At 31.2% G+C, this 23,103-nt stretch carries 26 protein-coding genes and 1 riboswitch; all 26 genes read right to left on the bottom strand.

The features are described from left to right. Positions 1 to 2 precede the first annotated feature (2 nt). On the bottom strand, positions 3 to 869 hold the full coding sequence (locus tag B3W71_RS17385) for a MinD/ParA family protein (RefSeq protein WP_346890201.1): 867 nt from the start codon (positions 867 to 869) through the stop codon (positions 3 to 5). After that, entirely contained in the window at positions 863 to 2,023 is a 1,161-nt protein-coding gene (gene flhF / locus B3W71_RS17380; RefSeq protein WP_346890200.1) for a flagellar biosynthesis protein FlhF, read from the bottom strand. The genes B3W71_RS17385 and flhF overlap by 7 nt, the downstream gene beginning before the upstream one ends. Next, positions 2,023 to 4,086, bottom strand: coding sequence for a flagellar biosynthesis protein FlhA (gene flhA / locus B3W71_RS17375; protein WP_346890199.1), 2,064 nt, complete (start codon positions 4,084 to 4,086; stop codon positions 2,023 to 2,025). The genes flhF and flhA overlap by 1 nt, the downstream gene beginning before the upstream one ends. 19 nt (positions 4,087 to 4,105) lie before the next feature. Beyond that, a complete protein-coding gene (locus tag B3W71_RS17370) occupies positions 4,106 to 5,941 on the bottom strand; it encodes a fused FliR family export protein/FlhB family type III secretion system protein (RefSeq protein WP_346890198.1) in 1,836 nt (611 codons plus the stop codon). Between the two features lie 11 nt (positions 5,942 to 5,952). After that, positions 5,953 to 6,222: a flagellar biosynthesis protein FliQ gene (fliQ, locus tag B3W71_RS17365; RefSeq protein WP_346890197.1), complete on the bottom strand. Its 270-nt coding sequence runs from the start codon at positions 6,220 to 6,222 to the stop codon at positions 5,953 to 5,955. Positions 6,223 to 6,236: 14 nt separating this feature from the next. Next, positions 6,237 to 7,058 carry a flagellar type III secretion system pore protein FliP gene (gene fliP / locus B3W71_RS17360; protein WP_346890196.1) on the bottom strand — a complete coding sequence of 274 codons (822 nt, stop codon included), beginning with the start codon at positions 7,056 to 7,058 and terminating at the stop codon, positions 6,237 to 6,239. 32 nt (positions 7,059 to 7,090) lie between these two features. Continuing rightward, positions 7,091 to 7,432 carry a flagellar biosynthetic protein FliO gene (locus tag B3W71_RS17355; protein ID WP_346890195.1) on the bottom strand — a complete coding sequence of 114 codons (342 nt, stop codon included), beginning with the start codon at positions 7,430 to 7,432 and terminating at the stop codon, positions 7,091 to 7,093. A gap of 7 nt (positions 7,433 to 7,439) precedes the next feature. Further along, a complete protein-coding gene (locus tag B3W71_RS17350) occupies positions 7,440 to 7,937 on the bottom strand; it encodes a flagellar basal body-associated FliL family protein (protein ID WP_346890194.1) in 498 nt (165 codons plus the stop codon). Beyond that, a complete protein-coding gene (locus B3W71_RS17345; protein WP_346890193.1) occupies positions 7,927 to 8,655 on the bottom strand; it encodes an OmpA family protein in 729 nt (242 codons plus the stop codon). Before B3W71_RS17345 ends, B3W71_RS17350 begins: the two co-directional genes overlap by 11 nt. Positions 8,656 to 8,665: 10 nt before the next feature. Then, positions 8,666 to 9,457, bottom strand: a complete 792-nt coding sequence (locus B3W71_RS17340) for a motility protein A (protein WP_346890192.1) — start codon at positions 9,455 to 9,457, stop codon at positions 8,666 to 8,668. Then, on the bottom strand, positions 9,444 to 9,659 hold the full coding sequence (locus B3W71_RS17335) for a flagellar FlbD family protein (RefSeq protein WP_346890191.1): 216 nt from the start codon (positions 9,657 to 9,659) through the stop codon (positions 9,444 to 9,446). The genes B3W71_RS17340 and B3W71_RS17335 overlap by 14 nt, the downstream gene beginning before the upstream one ends. A 100-nt stretch (positions 9,660 to 9,759) precedes the next feature. Further along, positions 9,760 to 10,854 carry a flagellar hook-basal body complex protein gene (locus tag B3W71_RS17330; RefSeq protein WP_346890190.1) on the bottom strand — a complete coding sequence of 365 codons (1,095 nt, stop codon included), beginning with the start codon at positions 10,852 to 10,854 and terminating at the stop codon, positions 9,760 to 9,762. Between the two features lie 46 nt (positions 10,855 to 10,900). Beyond that, entirely contained in the window at positions 10,901 to 11,566 is a 666-nt protein-coding gene (locus B3W71_RS17325) for a flagellar hook assembly protein FlgD (RefSeq protein ID WP_346890189.1), read from the bottom strand. Positions 11,567 to 11,578: 12 nt separating this feature from the next. Continuing rightward, positions 11,579 to 12,904 carry a flagellar hook-length control protein FliK gene (locus B3W71_RS17320; protein ID WP_346890336.1) on the bottom strand — a complete coding sequence of 442 codons (1,326 nt, stop codon included), beginning with the start codon at positions 12,902 to 12,904 and terminating at the stop codon, positions 11,579 to 11,581. Between the two features lie 5 nt (positions 12,905 to 12,909). After that, positions 12,910 to 13,350 carry a flagellar export protein FliJ gene (gene fliJ / locus B3W71_RS17315; protein ID WP_346890188.1) on the bottom strand — a complete coding sequence of 147 codons (441 nt, stop codon included), beginning with the start codon at positions 13,348 to 13,350 and terminating at the stop codon, positions 12,910 to 12,912. A 14-nt stretch (positions 13,351 to 13,364) separates the two neighbouring features. Next, positions 13,365 to 14,672, bottom strand: coding sequence for a flagellar protein export ATPase FliI (gene fliI, locus B3W71_RS17310; RefSeq protein WP_346890187.1), 1,308 nt, complete (start codon positions 14,670 to 14,672; stop codon positions 13,365 to 13,367). A 14-nt stretch (positions 14,673 to 14,686) separates the two neighbouring features. Next, entirely contained in the window at positions 14,687 to 15,454 is a 768-nt protein-coding gene (locus tag B3W71_RS17305) for a FliH/SctL family protein (RefSeq protein WP_346890186.1), read from the bottom strand. Beyond that, a complete protein-coding gene (fliG, locus tag B3W71_RS17300) occupies positions 15,438 to 16,451 on the bottom strand; it encodes a flagellar motor switch protein FliG (protein ID WP_346890185.1) in 1,014 nt (337 codons plus the stop codon). Before fliG ends, B3W71_RS17305 begins: the two co-directional genes overlap by 17 nt. 2 nt (positions 16,452 to 16,453) lie before the next feature. Beyond that, positions 16,454 to 18,025: a flagellar basal-body MS-ring/collar protein FliF gene (fliF, locus tag B3W71_RS17295; protein ID WP_346890184.1), complete on the bottom strand. Its 1,572-nt coding sequence runs from the start codon at positions 18,023 to 18,025 to the stop codon at positions 16,454 to 16,456. A gap of 16 nt (positions 18,026 to 18,041) precedes the next feature. After that, positions 18,042 to 18,362 carry a flagellar hook-basal body complex protein FliE gene (fliE, locus tag B3W71_RS17290; RefSeq protein WP_346890183.1) on the bottom strand — a complete coding sequence of 107 codons (321 nt, stop codon included), beginning with the start codon at positions 18,360 to 18,362 and terminating at the stop codon, positions 18,042 to 18,044. A 20-nt stretch (positions 18,363 to 18,382) separates the two neighbouring features. Further along, positions 18,383 to 18,814, bottom strand: coding sequence for a flagellar basal body rod protein FlgC (gene flgC / locus B3W71_RS17285; RefSeq protein WP_346890182.1), 432 nt, complete (start codon positions 18,812 to 18,814; stop codon positions 18,383 to 18,385). A 2-nt stretch (positions 18,815 to 18,816) separates the two neighbouring features. Then, the gene (gene flgB / locus B3W71_RS17280; protein ID WP_346890181.1) at positions 18,817 to 19,197 is read right to left on the bottom strand and encodes a flagellar basal body rod protein FlgB; all 381 of its coding nucleotides are present in this window, start codon (positions 19,195 to 19,197) and stop codon (positions 18,817 to 18,819) included. 308 nt (positions 19,198 to 19,505) lie between these two features. Further along, positions 19,506 to 19,587, bottom strand: a riboswitch (cyclic di-GMP riboswitch). Between the two features lie 78 nt (positions 19,588 to 19,665). Continuing rightward, complete coding sequence (locus B3W71_RS17275) at positions 19,666 to 20,499, bottom strand: flagellin (RefSeq protein ID WP_346890180.1); 834 nt, start codon at positions 20,497 to 20,499, stop codon at positions 19,666 to 19,668. A gap of 166 nt (positions 20,500 to 20,665) precedes the next feature. Continuing rightward, positions 20,666 to 21,901, bottom strand: a complete 1,236-nt coding sequence (locus tag B3W71_RS17270; protein WP_346890179.1) for a motility associated factor glycosyltransferase family protein — start codon at positions 21,899 to 21,901, stop codon at positions 20,666 to 20,668. Next, positions 21,886 to 22,656, bottom strand: a complete 771-nt coding sequence (locus B3W71_RS17265) for a PseG/SpsG family protein (protein ID WP_346890178.1) — start codon at positions 22,654 to 22,656, stop codon at positions 21,886 to 21,888. The genes B3W71_RS17270 and B3W71_RS17265 overlap by 16 nt, the downstream gene beginning before the upstream one ends. Positions 22,657 to 22,718: 62 nt before the next feature. After that, positions 22,719 to 22,925, bottom strand: coding sequence for a hypothetical protein (locus B3W71_RS17260; protein WP_346890177.1), 207 nt, complete (start codon positions 22,923 to 22,925; stop codon positions 22,719 to 22,721). Positions 22,926 to 23,103 lie beyond the last annotated feature (178 nt).

Genomic DNA, 23,103 nt, shown 5'->3' with positions numbered 1-23,103 from the left:
TCCTATGAAAAAATATTAAGCATTTTTTTAAATATACCTTGAATGCTATTGCTGCTACTATAACTTGTACCCTCTAATTTCTTTGCAATATCTTCAATATTTTTACTTACTTCACTTGTAGGGAATGATAATACAACAGGCTTTTGCATTCTTACAGCTTGTATTAATCTTTTATCTTCCGCCACGTTTCCTAAGTGAACTAAGCTAGCTCCTAGAAATCTATTTGCCGAACTGTTAAACCTATTAAAAGTATTATTTCCCTCTTCAGCACTTAAAACTTTATTTACAATAACTTTAGCACTACTTTTTACATTATGGATCCATAAGGTTTTTAATAAGCTATATGCATCAGTTAATGCTGTTGGTTCTGGGGTTGTTACAATAAAAACTTCATGACTACATTCTATAAAGGCCATAACAGTTCTATTTATTCCAGCTCCTGTATCAATTAATATGTAGTCAAAATCTATGATTTCCCCTAATTTATTAATTAAAATTTCTCTTTGTTCCTTAGTTAAGTCATCTAATCTAGAAAGGCCTGTACCTCCACATAGAATTTTTATTCCTAAAGGACCATTTATTACTACATCATTAATTGACTTATTATTTAATATCATGTCAAATATTGTATACCTAGATACAGTACCTATTAAAACGTCTGCATTTCCCATACCCAAATCTGCATCTAGTACCAAAACTTTTTTGCCTAATTTTTTAAGAGCAATGGCTAAATTAATTACCATATTACTTTTACCTACTCCCCCCTTACCGGAAGTTATAGTAAAAATCTTAGTGTTTCTATTACTTTTTCTAGTATTTTTCTGTTTCTCAAATACCATTTGCCTTAATCTTGCAGCTTGGTCTAACATATACTATTTTCCCCTAATACTAATTTTATTATTTCATCTTCTGCTAGTACTTTTATATCATCTGGTACATTCTGCCCTAGTGTAACAAATTTAATAGGAACCTGAGTTCTTCTACATACATTTAATATGGAGCCATAGGATGAGGTCTCGTCTAGCTTAGTAAGTATTAGTCCATTATATTTTATATTAGAAAATCCTTTAGCTATGATATCTATATCGCCGCTCTTAGTGGTAGCACTGATTACTAAATATGTACTGTTCACCTCTGCTTTTTCAATAAAAGCCTTTAGCTCTAATACTTGCATAGTATTTTTACTACTTCTACCAGTAGTATCTAAAAGAACTACATCACAATCTTTCATTGAACTTATTGCTTCTTCCATCTCCGCTAATGAAAATACCACTTTAAAATCTATGTCCATAATATCTGCATAGGTCTTTAATTGCTCTACTGCTCCTATTCTATAAGTATCTACAGTTATTAAACCTACTTTTTTCTTTTTTACAAGTGCTAAATTTCCAGCTAATTTTGCTATAGTCGTAGTTTTTCCTACTCCTGTAGGGCCTACTAGGGCTACAGTTCCCTCTATTTCACTTAAATCTATTTTTATACTATTACTAAGTTCCTCTTTGATTTCATTCATAATTTCATCAATTGAAGATATTTCTTTACCATTTAATTTAACATTTCCTATTAATTCTTCTACTATATCCTTAGATATATCTAATTCCTTAAGTTTCTCTTCAACCTCTTTGAAATAAAAGCTAATCTCTCCATTTTCTTCTTGATTATTTTTATTCACTTTTCCTAATTTAACTTCCTCATTTATCAAGTTTTCATCTTGAGGGTTAAAATAGGAATTAAGAATGTTCTTTATAGTTTCAACTTCTTGCTTTAAATCTAGGTCGCTATTTTTTACTGTTTCTACTTCAAAATTATCTTGCTTATTTATTTCTTCATCATCATAACCTAAATTGTTAGACCTAGATTCAACAGCAGCTGTTATCTCCACTACTTTAGGTGAAAATAATCCTTTAATTCCTGGCTTTCTTCTGGCTCTTTGACTTATAATTACAGCATCCTTGCCCAGCTCTTTACCTATCTTGCTTAATGCTTCTTTCATGTTAGAAGCTACATATTTTTTTATAATCATTAGATAGATACAACTCCTTCAGTTCTTATCTCTACATCATTAGGTATTTCATTTAATGATAACACCACAATGTTTGGAAATACCATTTCTATAAGTTTTCTAAAAGCTGGTCTAATTCTTGGTGAAACTAGAATTATAGGTATATTAGTTGGGAAATGTGTACTTTCTAGCATCGCCTTAATACTATTGAATATTTCAGTTGTAATATCCGGATTTATTGCTGGGAATGATCCCTGCATAGATTTTTGAATATTACTTCCTATTATTTTCTCTATATCTGGAGATATAGTTACTGCTGTAATCCTATGTTCTTCATCCACTAAGTCATTACATATAGTTCTACTTAATGAAAATCTTACATATTCAGTTAGCATTTCTATATCCTTTGTATTCCGTGAATTATCTGCAAGACATTCTAAAATAGTAACCATATCTTTTATAGAAACTTTTTCTCTTAAAAGACTTTGTAAAACCTTTTGAATTTCTCCTATAGTCATAAGGTCTGGTACAAGCTCTTCTACAACTGTAGGATATTTTTCCTTTACTGAGTCTAAAATTACCTTAGTTTCTTGACGACCAAGGAGTTCATGACAATGAGCTTTTATAGTTTCTGTAAGATGGGTAACCATAACTGTAGTTGGGTCTACCACTGTTAAGCCCTTTATCTCAGCATCTTCTCTTTGATCTTTATTTATCCAAAGAGCTTCTATTCCAAAGGTAGGTTCTATAGCCTTTATACCCTGCATATTTATATCTTCCCCAGAAGGATTCATACATAAGAACATGCTTGGCATTATATCCGCTCTAGCTATAACCGTTCCTCTTATCTTTATTACATATTCATTATTTTTAATTTGTAGATTATCCCTAATTCTAATAGGTTGAACTACAATTCCCATCTCAATAGCACATTGTCTTCTTACAGATGAGATTCTCTGTAATAAATCTCCTCCAGAAGATTCATCAGCCATAGGAATAAGTCCATAGCCTATCTCCACTTCTAAAGGTTCTACTGAAATTAAATTCATTACATTTTCTGGTTCTCTGCTCTCGCTCTCTACAATCTCTTTCTCTTCTATTTCTATCTTTTCCTGAACTTGTTTCTTCTCATCCTTATACATCATATAAGCACTTGTGCCAGCAGCTACTGATAGTGCAAAGAATACTGATGTAGGCATACCTGGGATTACTCCAAGTATAAATAGTACTAGAGCTGCTATGGCTATAACTATCGGAAATGCTGTTAACTGTGATGAAACCTGTGATCCAAAGTTTTCATCACTTCCTGAACGAGTAACTAATATACCTGAAGCTGTAGATATTAATAGTGCAGGTAATTGACTTACAAGCCCATCTCCTATGGTAAGCTGTGTAAACTTAGCAGCAGCCTCACCAATAGTCATATCCATCATCACTGATCCTACTATAAGTCCACCTATAATATTAATTATAGTAATAATAATACCAGCAATAGCATCTCCTTTTACAAATTTAGATGCTCCATCCATAGCTCCATAAAAATCTGCTTCCCTTTGAAGGTCAAGCCTTTTCTTTCTAGCTTCATCCTCTGTAATAATTCCTGCATTTAAATCTGCATCTATACTCATTTGCTTTCCTGGCATTGCATCTAAGGTAAATCTTGCAGAAACCTCAGATACTCTTCCAGCACCACTAGTTATAACTAAGAATTGTATAATAACAATAATTAAAAATATTATTATTCCTACAAAGTAGTTACCACCAATTACGAATTCTCCAAATGCTTGTACTATCTTTCCTGCATCTGCTTGTCCTAGAATAAGTCTAGTAGAAGATACATTTAGCGCTAACCTGAATAGAGTAGTTACAAGTAACAAGGTTGGAAATACTGATAATTGTAATACATTTGTAGTAAACATTGTAAGTAACATTATAACTATAGATATTGAAATATTAATGGCAAAGAAAATATCAAGTATCCATGGTGGCAATGGTATAATTATCATTAGTACAATAAGAATTACCCCAAATGCTATTACTATATCTAAGTTATTCTTAATACTAAATCCCTTATCTTTAAGCATAATTATCATCCTTTTTACGTTATTTCTTCATTTTATAAACTAATACTAATATCTCTGCCACTGCTTTATACATATCAAATGGAACTTCTTTATCTAACTCCACTTCTTTAAACATGAGTCTAGCTAATGGTTTATTTTCTATAATTGGTACATTATTTTCAATGGCCTTTTCCTTAATTTTTAATGCTACGCTATCACTACCCTTTGCAACAACTATAGGTGCTTTTCCACTATTCTCTTCATACTTTAAAGCCACCGCTATATGAGTTGGGTTTGTAATTACAACAGTAGCATCTGGTACTGATTGCATCATCCTTCTCATGGCCATTTCCCTTTGCTTTTGTCTTCTCTTACCCTTAACTACAGGGTCTCCTTCTTGTTGTTTATACTCTTCCTTTATCTCTTGTTTAGTCATTTTTAAATCTTTATTATGTTGAAATTTTTGATATAAGAAATCTATACATCCTATTATTAATAGTGCTATACCAACCTTAACAAAAACATCAATTATTAAACCAGCTAATTCTGTAAGTATTATTCCTGTTCTATAGTTTCCAAAGTTTAAAAGACTGTAATAATTGTCTATAACAAACTTATATCCTATATACCCTACAATAGAAACAATACATAAATTTTTAACTAAATCTACTAAGGATCTTATAGAAAACATTCTTTTAAATCCATTTATAGGGTTTAATTTACTAAATTGAGGTTTTAATGGATCTGTAGTATGTATAAATCCTATTTGCATTACATTTCCAATTACTCCTATCAACATAATAGGTACTGCCACTGGTATAAATATTTTAAAAATATCAATTAGAATTTTTATTAGTAATCCTACTATACTCTCTTGATTTAATTGAAAATTCAAGTAGCTACTTAGATACATTTTCATACTACCTCTTAAAGTGTTTAATAGAAAGCCACTTAAAATAGCTATAACTAACGTGGCTGCTAAAAGAGTTAATGCAGAAGATAGTTCTTTACTTTTTGCCACCTGACCTTTTTTCTTTGCATCTTGAAGCTTTTTAGGTGTAGGTTTTTCTGTCTTATCTCCACTATCATTAGACGCCGAAATTAGTATAAATGGCATCATGGTGAATATTTGTGAAAATATATCTTTAATAGCATCAAAATTTGAAGCTATAATTTTCATAACTAAAGGAATAGAAATTACAAATGTTGTAAGACCAACAAAAATCTTAATTGGCATTCCTAGCATCATCGCATTAAGCTGAGGCATAACCCTTGACACTAAGCCTAATACAATTTCAGTTATAAGTATTATAAGCATTATTGGCACTGCAATTTTAATACCTATAGTAAAAAATTCAAATACAACTTGAATAATGTATCCTAAAATTTCTTTATTAAAGACTATAGTTCCTATAGGTACTGATGTAAAGCTATCTATAAGACACTGTATTAAAATAAGATGTCCATCGACTAGCATAAATACTACAAGACAAATCCAGTACATTAACCTTCCCATTACTGATATGCTTTCTCCTGCAACTGGATCAAATAGACTCATCATAGAAAAACCCATGGAAAAATCTATAAGTTGCCCTGCCATCTGTACAACACTAAACATTAAATTTACTATATATCCTAGACATACTCCAATAATTATCTCTTTACCCATAAGCATTATTAAAACAAACATACTATCTATTTCTGGCAATGCTTCAGTACTAATTACTGGAGATAAAATCATGGATATAATAAATCCCAAACCAATCTTCACTATGTTTGGTGTTCCTGTGGGGAAAAATGCTGGTATTGTAAAAAGTAAGGATGTTATCCTCATAAATATCATTAAAAAAGCTATGAACATTAAAATATCTACCAACGTTATCCCACCTAAGCTCCTATATTAGAAATTATCGAAAATATTCTTTGAGTAAAACCTATAATTGTATTTCCCATAAAAGTGGCCATAATTACTCCAACTAAAGCTACAGCCACTAGTTTAGGTACAAAAGTTAAGGTTTGCTCTTGTATTTGAGTTGTAGCCTGAAATATACTTATTAAAAGTCCCACTACCGTAGCTACTAGTAATATCGGACCAGCTACTAATAAAGCAGTTTTTACCATATCTTGTAATATTGCAACCACCATAGTCTGCGTCATAATATACCACCTCTCTAAAATCCTAGAATCAAGGATTGACTTAATAAATTCCATCCATCTACTAATACAAACAAAAGTAATTTAAATGGCAGTGAAATCATTGCTGGTGGTAGCATAAACATTCCCATAGACATAAGTACACTTGCAGTTACAATATCCACCAATATGAATGGTATAAATAGTAAAAATCCTATTTCAAAGGCTGTCCTAAGTTCACTTATAACAAATGCTGGTACAATTGTATAAATTGGAACATTATCATAATTATAGCTCTCTTTGCCATCTGAATCCGTTTCTACTTTAACAGCATCTTCTATCTTTCCTGCTTTAAGAAATAGCTCTAAATCTTTTACTCTAGTTTGCTTTAACATAAATTCTTTCATGGGTTTTATACCCTTATCTATAGCTACATCCATAGTTATTTCTTCTTTTATATACGGCTGAACTGCCTCCTCATTAATCTTTGAGAAGGTAGGTGCCATTACAAAGAAAGTCAAAAATAAGGACAATCCAATAATTATTTGTTTTGGTAAAGATGTAATTCCTATGGCACTTTTAAAGAATGAAAGTACTGTTACAATCCTTATAAATCCTGTTGTCATTATAAGGAATGATGGAAGTATTGTAAGTACTGTTAGTACCAATAATAATTTTATATTGTCTACATATTCAGTAGGAGTCTTTGTGCTTTCATTGCCAAAGGATATATTTATATCTGGAATTGGCATAGTATCTCCATTAGCATAAGCTACCTTACTACTAATTGAAATAACACAGAACACCAATAGTATTAGTGTTATAGGTTTAATAAACTTTTTTAGATCTATTTTTTTCATATGTATTATCCCTTTATTCTTAAAATAATGTTTTACTTTCTCCATTTTAGATACTTTTCCTTAAAAAGTTGCTTTAACTCACTACTATTCTTTAATTGAATCATTTCACTTTCTTTGTAAATGTCTCCTTCAACTTCTTTTACAATTTCTACTTTGCCTTGTGCTGAAGTTACTAAATAAAATTTATCTCTTATCTTTACAATGAGTATAGCGTTATCCTTGCCAATAGGTAGTCTCTCAATTACTCTCATTGTAGATCTCTTATTTATGCAATTATATTTCTCTACTGTCTTTCCTAACCAAAGAATTAGTCCTATAATTAATGGAAAAAATATCGCTAGTTTCAATAATGTTATGGCTAACTGACCACCCATATGTCACCTACTGAACAATTAAATCTGTGAAATAAACATTAATCGCCTTACCATTACTTAACATTTCATTTATTTTTACAATTATCTCTTCTTTTAATATAGCTTCCCCTTCTGTTGTGAAGTCTGTAGACTTTTTAGTTCTTAGAATATTATTTATGCAATCTCTTATTTGCGGAACTTTTGCTGTTAACTCTTTTTGTAATTTTTTGTTTTTCCCATCAGAGCCTAAGAATACGTTAACCTTAACATATTTAGCTTTTCCTTCATCACTTAAATTTACTAAAAACTCCTTTAAGTCTAAAGTAGCTTCTTTTTCTACTAAATTAACTTGATTAGTACCACCGCTACTCTTCCCTGATTGTTTTGTTGCAACGGTATATCCAACAAATACAGCTCCACTTATAAGTGCAAATATTGCTATTACGGTCACTATAACTAAAATCGACTTAGAACTTCCGCTATTTCCTCTTTCTAACCCATTTCCTTTATTATTTTTATTGTTCATTTTCCTGCTCCTTTACATTAGTTACAACTATAATATTAACCCTTCTATTTTTAGCTCTATTTTCATCAGTATCATTAGGAGCTATAGGTTTATATTCGCCACATCCCTGTGGTGAAAGCCTTTCAGGATTTAAAATTTTCTTATTTCCTAAAAAATAATCTAATACACTTAGTGCTCTATCAGTAGATAAGTGCCAGTTATTTGGCATACCTGGTCTATTAATCGGTAAATTATCTGTATGTCCTTCAATTATAATATCATTATCTACCTTTGCTATTAGGTCACTTATCTTATCTAATACAGTTTTACTCTCTGGTCTTAGCTCAGCCTTTCCAGTGTCAAAAAGCACTGAATCTTTCATCTGTATATTAATTCCTCTTACATCATTATATACTTGAACATCTTCTTCTAAATTCTTTTCTTTAATGTAAGTTACAACATCCTCTAAAATTTCTAAATTTTCATTTTCCTGAGCATCCTCTGCTGTAATTTGTGGTTTTCCAACTATAGGTACATCACCACTACTAACATTAAATTCAAGCATAGAAGTATCAGCCTTACCATTAAAAGCGCTATGCATTGCCGTAGCTATCTGTTGAAACTTTTGTGCGTCTACAGTTGATAATGAATAAAGTAAAACAAAGAAAGTTAATAGCAAAGTAACAGTATCTGCATAAGTAGCTAACCAACCATCGGTCTTTATCTCTCTCTTAGCCATAATTACTCACCTACTCTCCTTGATTAAAACTGCTTAAATACTTTACTCTATCCTCTGGCGATAAATATACTATCATTTTATCTTCAATTACCCTTGGGTTTACACCTGACTGTATAGAAAGTACTCCTTCTATCATCATTTCCATTTGGCTCACTTCCTGAGCTGTTTTATAGTTTAGTTTTCCTGCTATAGGAAGTACAACTAAGTTTGCAAGCATTGAACCATAAAAAGTTGTAATAAGTGCCTTACCCATTCCTGATGCTAAGTTATCCGCATCTGATAAGTTAGCAAGCATCTGTATAAGTCCAATTAATGTTCCGATCATACCCATTGCTGGAGCATATGCTCCCCAAGTTGTAAACATAGATGCTGCATCTTCATGTCTTTTTTCTAGCTCTCTAATTTCTAAAGTCATTATTTCTCTTATAGATTCAGGTTCAATACCATCAACTATCATATTCAAACCTTTTTTAACAAATTCATTATTAATCTCTTGTATATCCTCTTCTAAAGAAAGTAGTCCATCTCTTCTAGCCTTTTTGGATAAGCTAACAAATAGTGTAATATTGTCTATCTTAGATGTTGTATCTTCTTTAAAGGCCTGTGCTGCAACTTTAATAAATCTTTTAATTTCATTAAAAGGATAGGACATTAAAAGTGCTCCAAAAGAGCCTCCTACTGTTATAGCTAAGGATGGTACATCAAAGAATAACTTTAACGATCCTCCACTTATCATTCCATAAAATACAAGAACAATTGCAATCACAAAACCTATAGCTGTTAACATATCATTCTTCTTCATTGCTTTCCTCCAACTGTACATTTGCCCAGTATTTTCGCTTAAACTCTATAACCTTATCAACTATTTCTTTAGAACTTTCTTTAACTAAATACTTTCTTCCGTTGATTAAAGTAATTACCGTCTCTGGGATTTCTTCAATTTTCTCAATGTGATTACTGTTAAGAATAAATCTATTTCCATTCAAGGGATTAACCTCTATCATCTTCTCCTATACCTCCTATGATATAGTAGATTTACTTAAGCTAAGAACAACATAATTATTCTCCTCAGCCTAAGTAAAATACCATTCATTTATCCAATGATTATCTCTTTAAGTTTACAAGCTCTTGTAATATTTCATCAGCAGTTGTGATAATTTTACCACAAGCTTGGAAAGAACGTGTTGCTACTATCATATCTGTAAATTGAGCAGATAAGTCAACATTTGACATTTCCAGGAATCCATTCTTAACCTGTCCATATCCTTTTCCATTGTCTACCCTTCCAGCTGGTAATCCTGCTACTGTATCATATTTTCCAACTCTCACTAGTGCATTACCTGAGTTTGCTGAAGGAGTATATAAGTTATTTCCTGTTTGCTCAAGTCCTTCATTATTATTAAAAGATGCCATGGCAACTTGTCCAAGTATAGTAGTACTACTATCAGCGAGTGTAGCCTTAATTAATCCATCATTTTCTATAGTGAAACCTGTAACTTTAATTTCAGTATCTTCTAAAACTCCAGTATCTTTATTAAGTACAGGCTTAGTTACTACTTCTGGTATTATTAATGGTCTTAACTCTCCTTGATTAGCATTTAAATTTGGTGATTCACCATCTACGTACTGCGCTACAGTTTTACCGCTTTCAAATTTTGGTGACTCACCTGTTGGCATTGCAGCAGTAGGTGGAGTAGTTGTAGTATCTCCTGGCTTTCCAGGATATGAAATAGCATATCCCATAACTCTATAACCATTAGCAGTTACAAGATTTCCTTGATTGTCTACTTTAAAAGCACCATCCCTTGTAAAGAAATTCTCAAGAGTTTTAGATGACATATTTTGCTTTTGATCAACTTCTATTGTTCCACTTTCAGGTCCCTTAGCTACTATGAAATAACCTGTTCCATCTATAGCTACGTCATAAGGTCTTCCTGTTGGTTGCAAACTTCCTTGTTTCATATTTGTAACTATACTTTGTATAGAAACTCCCATACCAACTCTAGAAGGGTTAACTCCTCCAAGGTTTAACCCTGGTCCTGATGCACCTCTATAGCTTTGATACATGCTATCTTGAAAATTAACTGAAGATGATTTAAAAGAAGTTGTTCCTGAGTTTGCCACATTATTTCCTATTACATCTAACTTTTTTTGATTAGCCCCTAAACCAGATATTCCTGAATACATTGAATTTAACATATGTAATATTCCCCCGCTTCTTAATAAATTTATTTAATATTTTATTCTAATTTTTCACTGAAGTAACTAAATTGAATAGATACTCTTTTACTTCTGTTTTACCGTCTACTTGGACTTCAACTTTTAATTTAATTCCATCTCCATCTCTGTAAACTTCTACTACTTTTCCATCAATAGTCTTCTCTTTTTCTCCTTCACCACTAGGAGTATCTTTTATCGTAACATTTTTTCCTATTAAAGTAGTGGCGTTAGAGAATGTTAAATTATCCATGTTAGGATCTCCAGAATCAAGAACATCTGTTACTTGACTATAATTATAGTCTGTTACCTTACCATCCACTCCTTCTACTGTTACAAATACATCACCTGCATGTTTATATACAGCTCTTACTATTCCACACTTTGCTACTCCATTAGAATCTACAACATCTACAGCCACAAACTTTCCTGTTAAATTTTGTGCCGCAGAAAGAGTCATTGTGTTATTTAATGAACTCATTTGCTCAAGAGTTGTAAATTGTGCTAACTGCGCTATATATGCACTAGTATCTTGTGATTTTGTCGGATCTTGGTTAGAAAGCTCTGCAGCTAAAATCTTAAAAAAAGCATTCTTATCAAGGTCTGATCCTGGTTTTACAATTGGAGTACCATTTGCTGTTGCATTTCCAAGAATTCCAGATGTAGTTGATCTATTATCCACCGATACTGCCATTTTCTCATCCCCCTATACTAATAAATCTATTTCATTGTGGCCAGTACTACTAGATTCTGATATACCATCCTCTTCGCCAATACTCACCCCAGATATTTTATGACTATCTTCATTTCCATTTTTACCGCCATCTTCATAAGCTTTTCCCTGCCTATTTTCACGTGCAAAATGTGTTGTGTCCTCTTCATATAGTCCAATATCTACTGATTCTATTTTTATGTTATTTCCACTTAACTTTTCATTTATATCTTTAAGTCCTAGAGATAATATCTCTGCAGCTTCCTTTGATGTAGTTTTAATCATAGCCTTCAATGCACCTTGCTCCATGCTTACAGATATAGAAACCTCCCCTAATTCTTTTGGATAAATCTTTACAGTTAAGTCTTTAACTCCATTCTTATCCATATAGGATAGTGCCTTTATTATGTCATTATTTAAATTACTCTTGGTAATAGCTACAGGCTTTTCACCAGATATTTCTCCACCCTCTAACACACTATTATCAAAGAATGACATAAAATCAGTGGCTCTTCTAACCTTCGAATCATTCTCATCACCATTGAGTACTTTGTTTAAAATAGCTGTTTCATTTGAAAACTTACTATCTTTGCTATTACTTTCTTTCTCATCTGTAGTCGCAGCTATTACACTACTTTTATCTGTCACTTCAGCTTCCATTAATACCCTTGTAGGTATATTTAAAGAATCGTCCCCATTATTATCATCATTCATTAAAACTATTTCCTGCAGCTGCCTTATTATGTCATCCGATTCTATACCCTTCTCAGATGTTAATAATTTCATAAGAACTTCCTTATTATCTTTCAGTTCTGTAAAATCTTCATTAATCAAAGTCAATAGTTCTATAAACTTATTTTTGGCATCACTATTTGAGGATACTTCATTTAACAATTCTAATAAATTATTTGTATTCTCTTGGCTTCCTAAAAGCTCTAATAAAGATTGAATTTTCCCTTCAGCTTCAGCTCCACTAATAAAATCAGATGAACTTAATTGATTATCAGCATTATTCTTTTTATTCAAAATATCTATAATATAATTTATTAGTGACTGAATATCTTCTGAAGTTTTATTTGATTCTTCATTCTGATCAGCTTTATTAGAGTTCATTTTATGTTTTTTAGAAGCTACTGATTTAGTTTCAGCTTTACACTTTTCATTACTTTTACTGTAATTTTTAAGTTCTTTTGAGAATTCATCATTAAAATATTTATTGTCGTTTATCTTTGTATTGCTTCCCTCGGAATTTTTAACTTTTTCTCCAATATTACTTCCTTTATATAGTGCATTACCAACACTAAACTGCGTCATTTCCATCAAATTTATCGCCTCCCACCTTCACGTAAAAATCCATATAGTGCAAATTCATCATTTTGAATTTGTTCTATTCTATTCTCTTCCTTTATAAACTTCTCTTTATCTTTTTCTTTTAATATACTCACTATTTTTTTATTTACTTGAGCTGTAACCAATTCTTTTCGTGTACTTTCTACCTTTGCTTCATCAGTTTTAAGTTTTTCTTTTGTAATTCCAATAGTACTGTTTAATAGATTTAAATAGTGATGCTGAATTTTTCTTTCCGTAGTGTTCATATCATTGGTAACTATTGAATATTTTTCAAAGCTATCCTCTAAATCCTTAAGTTCAGCTTCCACTTTGTTTTTATTTCTTAAGGCCTCCATAAAAACAATTTTTTTGCCTTCTTCTTCCTGTTCTCTTATATCTAATAGCCGTTGCAATTTAAACTTATAGTTTTGCCCCAAAGTCTACACCACCTTTATTTAAACATATTGATAAGCATATCTTTACTTTCTTCAAATTCACAAGCTTCTTTTATTCCTTGAGTCAAAAATTCATTTATACTATCAATATACTCAATAGCCATATCTATTTTTGAATTGCTACCCTTTACATAAGCTCCCAGATTTATTAAGTCCTCAGCTTCTTTGTAAGATGCCATTAAATCTCTAGCAAGGGATGTTGCTTTTATATGAGTTTTCTCTGCAATTTCTGGCATAAGTCTAGATATACTTTTAAGTACGTCAATGGCCGGATAGTGGTTTTTAGTAGCTAGATCACGACTTAACACAATATGTCCATCTAAAATACCTCTTACAGCATCAGCAATTGGTTCATTAAAGTCATCTCCATCAACTAGTACAGTATAAAAAGCTGTAATTGATCCTTTGTCAGACATACCACTACGTTCAAGAAGTTTTGGTAGCATGGCAAAAACTGAAGGAGTATACCCTTTGGTAGCTGGAGGCTCACCTATAGCAAGTCCTATTTCTCTTTGTGCCATAGCAAAACGTGTTACTGAGTCCATCATAAGAATAACCTTTAGGCCCTTATCCCTAAAATATTCTGCAATGGCAGTAGCTGTAAATGCCCCTTTTAGTCTTACAAGAGCTGGCTGATCAGAAGTAGCACATACTACTACAGATTTCTTTAAACCTTCTGGCCCTAAATCTTTTTCTATAAAATCTAAAACCTCTCTTCCCCTTTCACCTATAAGGGATATAACATTTACATCAGCTTTCGCCTCCCTAGCAATCATTCCAAGGGTAGTACTTTTTCCTACCCCTGAACCAGCAAATATACCAATTCTTTGGCCTTCACCACAAGTAAGAAATCCATCAATTGCTCTTACTCCTGTTGGAAGAATTTCTTTTATTCTTCTTCTTTTCAATGGATCTGGCGGCATAGCTTCTAATGGGTAATTTTTATAAAGGGTTAAGCCTTTTTCATCTAAGGGATTACCAATTCCATCTAATACTCTTCCTAAAAGCTCATCTGAGCACTTTATACTTAGTTGCTTTCCTGTTCTCTCTACTCTACATCCAGGTGATATACCTATTAGATTTCCAAGTGGCATAAGAATTAAATTATTATCCTTAAAACCTACTACTTCACTAACTATAGAATTGTTTTCTTCATTGTATATATAGAAAATCTCTCCTACAAATCCCTTAACTCCTTTTACTTCAATGGTAAGCCCTATTATATTCTTAACTACTCCCTCCATATGATTAAAATTTGTTTTATTGATATTTTTTTCAATGCCTTCTTTATTTAAATTAATCATAATACCATATTCCTCTATGCTTCCATGAGAATTTCCCTTAGTTTCTCTATACTTTTCTCAATAGTAAAGGTGGTTTTCCCATCATCTTTATCAACAACTAGGGTACCATATTCCAAATAATTATCTTGTAAAACTACTATTTCTCCCCTAATGCCTATACTATGCTTGAACTCCTCTATTTTAGTTTTTACTTCTTCTAGATAATTAGGTGATACCCTTATAATTATCATTTTGGCGTTTCTCTCTTCAGATAGAATATTGAATAGCAATTCATTAAGTGCTTCTTTACTCTCAAATTCTTTTTTAAGCATATTTTCTACGGCATGCACAATAATTTCTCTAATATCCATTTCCTTAGATTTAAGAAATTTATCATACTCTTCCTTAGCTTGATATAGAATAAAATTTGCATTTTCAATTATTCCTTCGCCCTTTTTTACGCCTTCATCATAAGCCGTATCATAACCTTCTCTATAGCCAATACTTTGTCCTTCTTCATACCCCTTATTGAATCCATCTTCTTTAGCTTGATATATAATTTCATCTACTTTACACTTTGCATTAGAAATAATATCCTCTGCCTCTCTATGAGCATTTTCAATCATTTCTTCTGTCTTTTTCTTTAGCTTTAAGTACTCCTCCATATTCATAGGCTGAGTATTCTCTGTATTGAGTATGTCTTCTATTATTGGAGCTGGTTCTATATAAAATTCTGTATCTATTGCCTTAATTCCACTTTCACATACGTTAATACTTTTGATTATCTTATAAGATGAGTGCATAGTCTCCACCTCTTGCAATTGTTATTTCCCCAGCTTCATCTAATCTTCTAATTAATGCAACAATTTTTTGTTGTGCTTTTTCAACATCCACAAGTCTTACAGGTCCTAAGAATTCCATATCTTCTTTCAATGTAAGTGCTGCACGTTTTGAAAGGTTTCTTGATATAGTCTCTATTACTTCTTCTGAAGTACCCTTTAGAGCCATACATAATTCCCTATTATCAACCTCACGTAAAATTCTTTGTATTTCCACATCATTAATAGTGATAATATCTTCAAAGACAAACATAGATTCCTTAACTTTTTCTGCAAGTTCCATATCTTCTCTTTCAAGACCTTCTGTAATATTTTTCTCTGTAGTCCTATCAACTTGATTAAGTATATTAACTAAAGATTGAACTCCTCCTATAACACTACTTTCATTACTAACCACTGAGGATAGCTTACTATTTAATACTTCTTCAATTTCCTTTACTACTACTGGATATATATTGTTCATAGTAGCAATTCTAAATGAAACTTCACTTTGTAATTCAGAAGGAAGAGCGGACATTATTTGCCCTGCCTTATCAGGCTGCAAATGACATAAAATTAATGCTATAGTCTGAGGATGTTCCCCCAAAATTACATTCATAAGCTGAGTTGCATCGGCTTTCCTTGCAATAGAAAAAGGTCTAAATTGCTGTGAAAATTCTGTAACCATTTCTAAAATATCACTAGCCTTTTGAGATCCTAAAGCTTTAGATAAAACGCTTCTAGCATACTCCACTCCACCTTCAAGAATATAATCCTTAGCCTTATTTAATTCCATAAACTCATCTAAAACCACTTGTCTGTCTTCTGCTCTAACTGATGCCATATTGGCAATTTCGTAAGTTACCTTCTGTATATCTCTTTCATTTAATCTTTTTATTATTCCTGCAGATGCATCTGGTCCTAAAGAGATAAATAATATTGCTGCTTTTTGAATACCTGTAAATTTTTCTGCTCTAGCCATTACTATCTCCCTTCTTCTTCAGTCATCCATGATTTTAAAATATCAGCTACCTGTTCTGGTTTCTTTTCTGCATATTTTTTAACTTCTTTCATGACTTTTTCTCTTTCAGTTTCTGCTTCTAAATTTAAATCTTTATATAAATCTGCCACCGTTTCTAATGTTTGATCCCCCACAGTTACATCTAATCCTTCCACAGCTTCTTCTGACTCTTCATTCTCCTCTTTTTTCTTACTTATAAGTATAGAAATAAGTACAATAACAAGTATAAGTGCTATAACTGCTCCTATACCTAAAGCAATAAGCTTATTCCTTCTTGATTTTGCTTCTGCTTCTTTCATAGCCTTAATTTCTTCTTCAGCCTGAGTTTTATAATCATCATTAAAAGCTAAACTTTCAACTGAAATTCCATCACCTCGTTCTTCATTGAAACCAATGGCATCAGCAACTAAATTCTTTATAGTATTTTTAGTGGCATTATCTACATTTCCATTAACAACTACAGACGTAGTGATTCTTTTAACCTGGCCTGGTGATTTTATTACTGTTTCTTCAGTTTTAGAAGTATTATAATTCCTAGTTTCCTCCGAATATCCTGATTCTTTAGTATTATCTCCTGAATTTTGAGCATTAGTCATATTGTTATCTACAGGGCTCCCTGAAGTGTTTTCAGCATTCTTATTATTATCTTTAATAATATGCTCACTTACTACTGCTGAATCTTTCGGATTATATGTAACATTATTTTGTTTTACAGCATCAAAGTTAAGATCTACATTTACAGCTACTTTTACATTATCCTTATAGCTTGGCTCTAGGATATTTAAAATTTTCTTTTCATATTCCTTCTCAACTTTTTTGGTTGATGCTATTTGATTTTCTGTACTAGTAGATTGACTTTCATTTTCACTGTCAAATAATCCATCTGTTAGTAACTTCAAATCATCTGATACTATTGTAACGTCTTCCTTATTTAAGTTTTCTACGCTACCTGATACTAAGTGTACAATAGCTTTAACTTGTTCTTGTGAAAGTTCACTTCCTGGTACTAACTTCAATGTTACTGAAGCACTAGCAGGAGATGGCTTAGTCACAAAGGCTGAATTGTTAGGTAGAACTAAATTTACCTTTGCTGCCTCAACTTCCTCAAATCCTTTTATAGTTCTTTCTAATTCTCCAGAAAGTGCTCTTTGATACATTACCCTTGACTCTTCATCTGTAGAGCCTATCTTTCCTTGATCAAAAAGTTCAAATCCATGACTTCCTTCTGTTATTTGAACCTCTGATAGCATTTCTAGTCTCAATTTATCTACTTGAGATTCTTCAACGAAAATTGAATTTCCTTCTATTTTATATTTAGTTCCCTTCCCATCTAAATTGGCTATAATCTTTCCTGAGTCTTGGGAATCCATATTTGAAAATAAAACCGCATACTTTGGTTTAAGTGATACATATAGTAGTGTTCCTACAGCTAAAACTGTCACCACTGCAATAATCACTAAAGCTATCTTTCTAGTTTTCGACATGGAATTCCACTTATCTTTTATCTTCTTCATCAGCTCCGATAGCTTCTCCATCTAATCCTTACCTCCATTATACTTGCATATTATTAAATTCCTTATAAGCATCAACTAGCTTATTTCTTATCTGAATAGCAAGCTCTAAGGACATAGATGCTTGTTCTGTCGCTAACATTACTTCATGGATACTTTTTTCCCCTGCAATATATCCTTTTATGTTATTATCCGCCTCTACTTGCAAATTATTTACTTTTTGTAACCCTTCTTTCATAATATCTGAAAATCCAGCTCTATTTGAAGAGTCCTTCTCCTCAATATCCTTTTCTTTTAATCCATAAATTTCTTTTAGATCTTGTTGAAAAATTGTTGTGCTTGGTATGTAACTGTTTATCATAAATTATTACTCCTATTCTTTTATCTACCTATTTCTAAGGTTTTTAAAAACATACTTTTTTGTGCATTCATAGCATTTACATTTGCTTCGTAGGCTCTACTCGAAGCCATTAAATCTACCATTTCATTGGAAATATTCACATTAGGCATAGTCACAAACCCTTCTTCATCTGCATCAGGATGACTTGGGTTATAAACTTTAATAAGTTCTGACTTATCATCTACAACACCTACTGATTTAATTCCATTTAACTTATCTTTTGCCTTTCCATTACTACTGTTATATGCTTGTTCTAAGTTTTCTTGAAATACAGCTATTTTTCTTATATATGGTTTTCCATCCTTTCCTCTAGTAGTTCCTGCATTTACAATATTGGATGAAATCGTATCCATCCTTAATCTTTCAGCAGCAAGTCCACTAGATGAGATTCTCATCCCTCTAAATGCTTCCATTTTTAGTTTCCTCCTTTTATAACTCTATTTGTACTATTAATTTTTCCATTTACAAATCTAACTAAAGATTCATACATCATAGTATTAGAAGCTTGACTTGTCATTTCTGTCTCAATATCCACATTATTTCCATCTTCTCTCATAGACGTACTATTATCTCTTTTTATTTGCACTTCCTTGCTCCCAATTCCCATATGTTTCTCATTTGTAGTTTTCAAATTTCCACTTGCATTTGATTCTTTCATCACCTGCTCAAAGGGAACATAATGTCTCTTATAGTCTCTCATATTTACGTTTGCAATATTATTTGCAATAGCCTTATTAGCTTGTGTAGTTACATCCATAGCTCTTTTAAGCAAGCTATTTACTTCATTCTGTATCATATTTTACCTCCATGTTTCTATATATTATACATTTACTTTTAATAAGTAGACAGAAATTCTAAAATTCTTTTACTCTAAAATCCCTTCTTTTTTATTAATTCTGACTTTTTTCTATACATACCTGAATTTTATTTTTATTGATAATTATATATAAATTTAAATTTAATTAAAATATATAAACAAATTCTAAAGTTATGTATTGTATAATAATAAAAAGCTACTCAAAAGAGTAGCTTTTTATTACAATAAAAGTTTGAACAAAAATTTTGTTCACTTCTATAATATCAAAAACAAAGATATGTTTACTCTTTGGCAACTGGCTGGCATACTTTAAGCTTAGCCCCTATAGCTTTGCGTCACTAACTTTAGTTAGTTTTGCCTATTTAATTTTTATGTTCTTAATTATATACTATTTCTTCATTTTTTTCAACGTTTTTACACGAAATTACTTATTTTTTACTTATTATTCTATATATCCCTCAATATTTGTAGAATTTCCTGTGGAAGTTGATTAGCTTGAGCCATCATAGATAAACCTGATTCTACTAGCAATGAATTTTTAGAGTATTCAACCATTTCCAGTGCAATATCTGCTCCTGTAATGCTAGCTTCAGCTCCTTGAACTCTTATTATCATTGCCTCTGAAGAATCGTAAGTAGATTCCATTCTAACACATATAGCTCCATACTTATTTCTAGCTCCACTTACCATATCAATAGTCTGATCTATCTTAGCAAGCCCACTGCCTATATCAGAAGTGCTAATTTGACTTACTCCATTTGAGTCTACAAGTCCTAGCCCTTCAGCTGTAAGGTTATAAGTTGGTAGTTCTACTATACTTTCACTTGTTATCCCAATAAGCAAGCTTACTGTATCTCTAGAGCCATTATCCTCATTTAACATTTTTACTCCATTCATAGTACTACTATTTGCTGTGTAAGTTATATGATTAATCATCTCATCTATTTCGTTTTGAATAACTAACTTATCTCCGTCACCATTATTTCCACCGGCTTGTACTAGTAACTCTCTAATTCTTTGAAGTCCCTCAGTTATGGTTTGCATACTGCTATCTGTAGTTTGAATAAGGCTTGTACTATCTTGGATATTTCTACTAGCCATTTCAAGTCCCCTAATTTCAAGATTAAGTTTATCACTCTTTGCTTTAGCATTAGGATCATCCATATACTTATTTATCTTGTATCCTGAAGATATAGCTGAATAAGATTTTGATTGAACTTCTAGATTTTTCCTATACCCATCATATATCCTCATTGCCTGCATATTTCTATTTAGCCTCATATATATCACTCCTTATATAAATTTTAGTTTTACAATATTTATTTTTAACATTTACTTTTCCATTTCTAGCTTTCCTAGTAATACTCTCTCTTCTTTTATTATCGTAATAAATTATTTTTTATTTAATAAATTTTAATATTTATTACGATAATTTTAATATTTATTACTATAGATTGAATATATCTTTTAATGTACTTACTTCAGTTCCACTAATTTCAGCTCCAATACTACAATTAATGAATCTAATATGCGGATTATTCTCTATCTCTCTTTCAATTTTCCTTTTGAAATATAGATATTCATTATTAGTTTTTCTAATCTTTCCATCAACACATTTGACATCTTGAAATATACTTTTTTCACCAAATTGTACTTTATCTTCTTTTCCATAACTTTCTTCAAAGGTATAAGTATGGCTTTGACCTCCTATAAAGGCTAAATCTTGACCTACTAAAACTATATTTTTCGCTCCACCTTCTACTGCTATATCTATTGCAGCTAATGCTACTGTTTTACCAGTATTAATTATAATTCCACTATCATTAGATTCGTTATAAAAAATATACTTAGGTCCGTTATAATTGGATATAGCCCATCTAGATGCTGTACTTAGAAAACATAATGGTATGTTTAAATCTTCAAGGCCACGTATTTGATTATATACAATTTTTTGCCCATCTATGATGGTTACCATAGATGGATTTATATTATTTTTTATTAATGTTCTTAAAGCACTTCCTACAGAAAATATTTTAACTCTAGATTGGAGCTTAGCTAACTCTTCTAAATTCATATCTAAAGAAGGTCCAGCAGATACAATTATTACTGTTTCATCCTTAATATTCACTTGTTTGTAAAAGTCTAGTAAAGTTTTAAATTTAAATGATTCATTATGTTTTAAATTTTCATTCAATGTATCTCCAAATTTCTTTAAACCCTTTCGATTGTTAACATACTCCTCCAAAGAATTTTTTACATTCATAAATTTATTAGGTAATAACTTTACTGATGGAGAATATATAATTATATCTTTTGCCCATGATAAAGCATTTTTAAACTGTGTATAAAACTTTTCTTCTCCTAGCATTAGTATGCAGCGCTTATCTAGTTTTAAAGTTTTCATTACCCCTAACTCATCAGCTATTCTAATCACATGCTCATCAATATCAAATATATATATATGACAATCACTGGAAACCCTTTTTAATAATTCAATTATATGATATCCTAATCCTAAACCATAAATTAATACTTTTTTTTCATTGATAAATATTTCTTCATTGGCATCAATAAAATCCTTAGCTGCTTTTGAAGGATAATACTTACTGTGCATAAACATCCCGTCTACACTTAATGTATAATTATCTTCCCTGGATTTAACCAATTCTATTTTTCTGCACAATGTTTATAACACCTACCTAAATATATATTTTTAACAATATTCTCTACACCATTAGTAGATATAATATTTCTTTGATTTTTCATCATATCTATTCTTAAATCTTTATCATTAATTAGTGACAATGCTATTTCCTTAAACTCTTTATGATCTGTATATATCAAATCTTCGGTTCCTATTATTATTCCACGTCTATCCATTTCTCTACAGATTTGCCGCTGATTTTCAGCAACAACTATTCCTATAGTAGGTAAATTCATTGCTGCCAATTCATATATAGTAGATCCTGTAGTAGAAATAGCTATATCACACTTTTTCATCAATTCTGACATATTAGCATTTTTGTATAAGTTGATATATTCATATTTTTCTCTGATGCATTCAAGCTCTTCAACTAACTTTTCTTCAAAGGCATTACCTATAGCTAAATGAATAGGTATATTAAACTCTTTTACTACATTTAATAACTTTAAAGAAATATAATCTTTATCCATACCACCTACGGTTATAAATATATTTTCTACTTTTTCATTTATTTTTCTATGATATTTATTTCTAAATTCCTCTCTCAACATACAATATTCTGTTCCTAAAAGTAACTTAGTTTCTCTATTAGGATTAATATTATAATTTAAATCCTTTGCATTTATATTTTGATTTATAATACAATCAACATTTAGCTTGCATATGTTTATATCATCTATGTATACTGTATACTCAAATATAGCTGATATCTTATTAAAATAATCTTCATCCACATCATAGCTATCTGTTATGAGACAATCAATGTGATTATTTTCCTTTATAACTTTTATCTCTTCTAAAAGTTTTTTTCATTAACTACTATAGCCTTAAACCCTTCAGCTTTAATCTTATCTATACCAGGCTGAAAGGAATAACCATCTCCTTTTTTACATATAAATAAAACCTTATTGGATTTTGATAATTCCTTAGCTAGTACAAGACACCTCATTACATGTCCCATTCCTATTAAGCTTCCACCATCACAACGTATTGCAAAATTCATATTCTTCCTCTTTTATATACATTATTAAACTCACAAAATATTACTTTGTAAAATTAAAAGACATTGGTGTACCTTTTTTATAGTCATCTTTAAATCTTTGGTTTAATATTTTTTCTAAATACTTAGGTGATAATCCATATCCTGGTCTAACAGATCTAACATTCTCCTCTGTTATCCT

It is taken from the genome of Clostridium sp. UBA1056 (assembly GCA_002316385.1).
In the GTDB taxonomy this organism is placed as follows: domain Bacteria; phylum Bacillota; class Clostridia; order Clostridiales; family Clostridiaceae; genus Clostridium_J.
Note: the sequence above shows the minus strand (reverse complement) of the source record. Positions and strands in the feature narration are given on the sequence as shown.

Excerpts from the sequence above, each read along its gene's own strand:
- B3W71_RS17385 (WP_346890201.1), bottom strand. The coding sequence starts at position 869 with ATGTTAGACCAAGCTGCAAGATTAAGGCAAATGGTATTTGAGAAACAG.
- flhF (WP_346890200.1), bottom strand. The coding sequence starts at position 2,023 with ATGATTATAAAAAAATATGTAGCTTCTAACATGAAAGAAGCATTAAGC.
- flhA (WP_346890199.1), bottom strand. The coding sequence starts at position 4,086 with ATGCTTAAAGATAAGGGATTTAGTATTAAGAATAACTTAGATATAGTA.
- fliQ (WP_346890197.1), bottom strand. The coding sequence starts at position 6,222 with ATGACGCAGACTATGGTGGTTGCAATATTACAAGATATGGTAAAAACT.
- fliP (WP_346890196.1), bottom strand. The coding sequence starts at position 7,058 with ATGAAAAAAATAGATCTAAAAAAGTTTATTAAACCTATAACACTAATA.
- B3W71_RS17355 (WP_346890195.1), bottom strand. The coding sequence starts at position 7,432 with ATGGGTGGTCAGTTAGCCATAACATTATTGAAACTAGCGATATTTTTT.
- B3W71_RS17350 (WP_346890194.1), bottom strand. The coding sequence starts at position 7,937 with ATGAACAATAAAAATAATAAAGGAAATGGGTTAGAAAGAGGAAATAGC.
- B3W71_RS17345 (WP_346890193.1), bottom strand. The coding sequence starts at position 8,655 with ATGGCTAAGAGAGAGATAAAGACCGATGGTTGGTTAGCTACTTATGCA.
- B3W71_RS17340 (WP_346890192.1), bottom strand. The coding sequence starts at position 9,457 with ATGAAGAAGAATGATATGTTAACAGCTATAGGTTTTGTGATTGCAATT.
- B3W71_RS17335 (WP_346890191.1), bottom strand. The coding sequence starts at position 9,659 with ATGATAGAGGTTAATCCCTTGAATGGAAATAGATTTATTCTTAACAGT.
- B3W71_RS17330 (WP_346890190.1), bottom strand. The coding sequence starts at position 10,854 with ATGTTAAATTCAATGTATTCAGGAATATCTGGTTTAGGGGCTAATCAA.
- B3W71_RS17325 (WP_346890189.1), bottom strand. The coding sequence starts at position 11,566 with ATGGCAGTATCGGTGGATAATAGATCAACTACATCTGGAATTCTTGGA.
- B3W71_RS17320 (WP_346890336.1), bottom strand. The coding sequence starts at position 12,904 with ATGGAAATGACGCAGTTTAGTGTTGGTAATGCACTATATAAAGGAAGT.
- fliI (WP_346890187.1), bottom strand. The coding sequence starts at position 14,672 with ATGATTAATTTAAATAAAGAAGGCATTGAAAAAAATATCAATAAAACA.
- B3W71_RS17305 (WP_346890186.1), bottom strand. The coding sequence starts at position 15,454 with ATGCACTCATCTTATAAGATAATCAAAAGTATTAACGTATGTGAAAGT.
- fliG (WP_346890185.1), bottom strand. The coding sequence starts at position 16,451 with ATGGCTAGAGCAGAAAAATTTACAGGTATTCAAAAAGCAGCAATATTA.
- fliF (WP_346890184.1), bottom strand. The coding sequence starts at position 18,025 with ATGGAGAAGCTATCGGAGCTGATGAAGAAGATAAAAGATAAGTGGAAT.
- fliE (WP_346890183.1), bottom strand. The coding sequence starts at position 18,362 with ATGATAAACAGTTACATACCAAGCACAACAATTTTTCAACAAGATCTA.
- flgC (WP_346890182.1), bottom strand. The coding sequence starts at position 18,814 with ATGGAAGCATTTAGAGGGATGAGAATCTCATCTAGTGGACTTGCTGCT.
- flgB (WP_346890181.1), bottom strand. The coding sequence starts at position 19,197 with ATGATACAGAATGAAGTAAATAGCTTGCTTAAAAGAGCTATGGATGTA.
- B3W71_RS17275 (WP_346890180.1), bottom strand. The coding sequence starts at position 20,499 with ATGAGGCTAAATAGAAATATGCAGGCAATGAGGATATATGATGGGTAT.
- B3W71_RS17260 (WP_346890177.1), bottom strand. The coding sequence starts at position 22,925 with ATGAATTTTGCAATACGTTGTGATGGTGGAAGCTTAATAGGAATGGGA.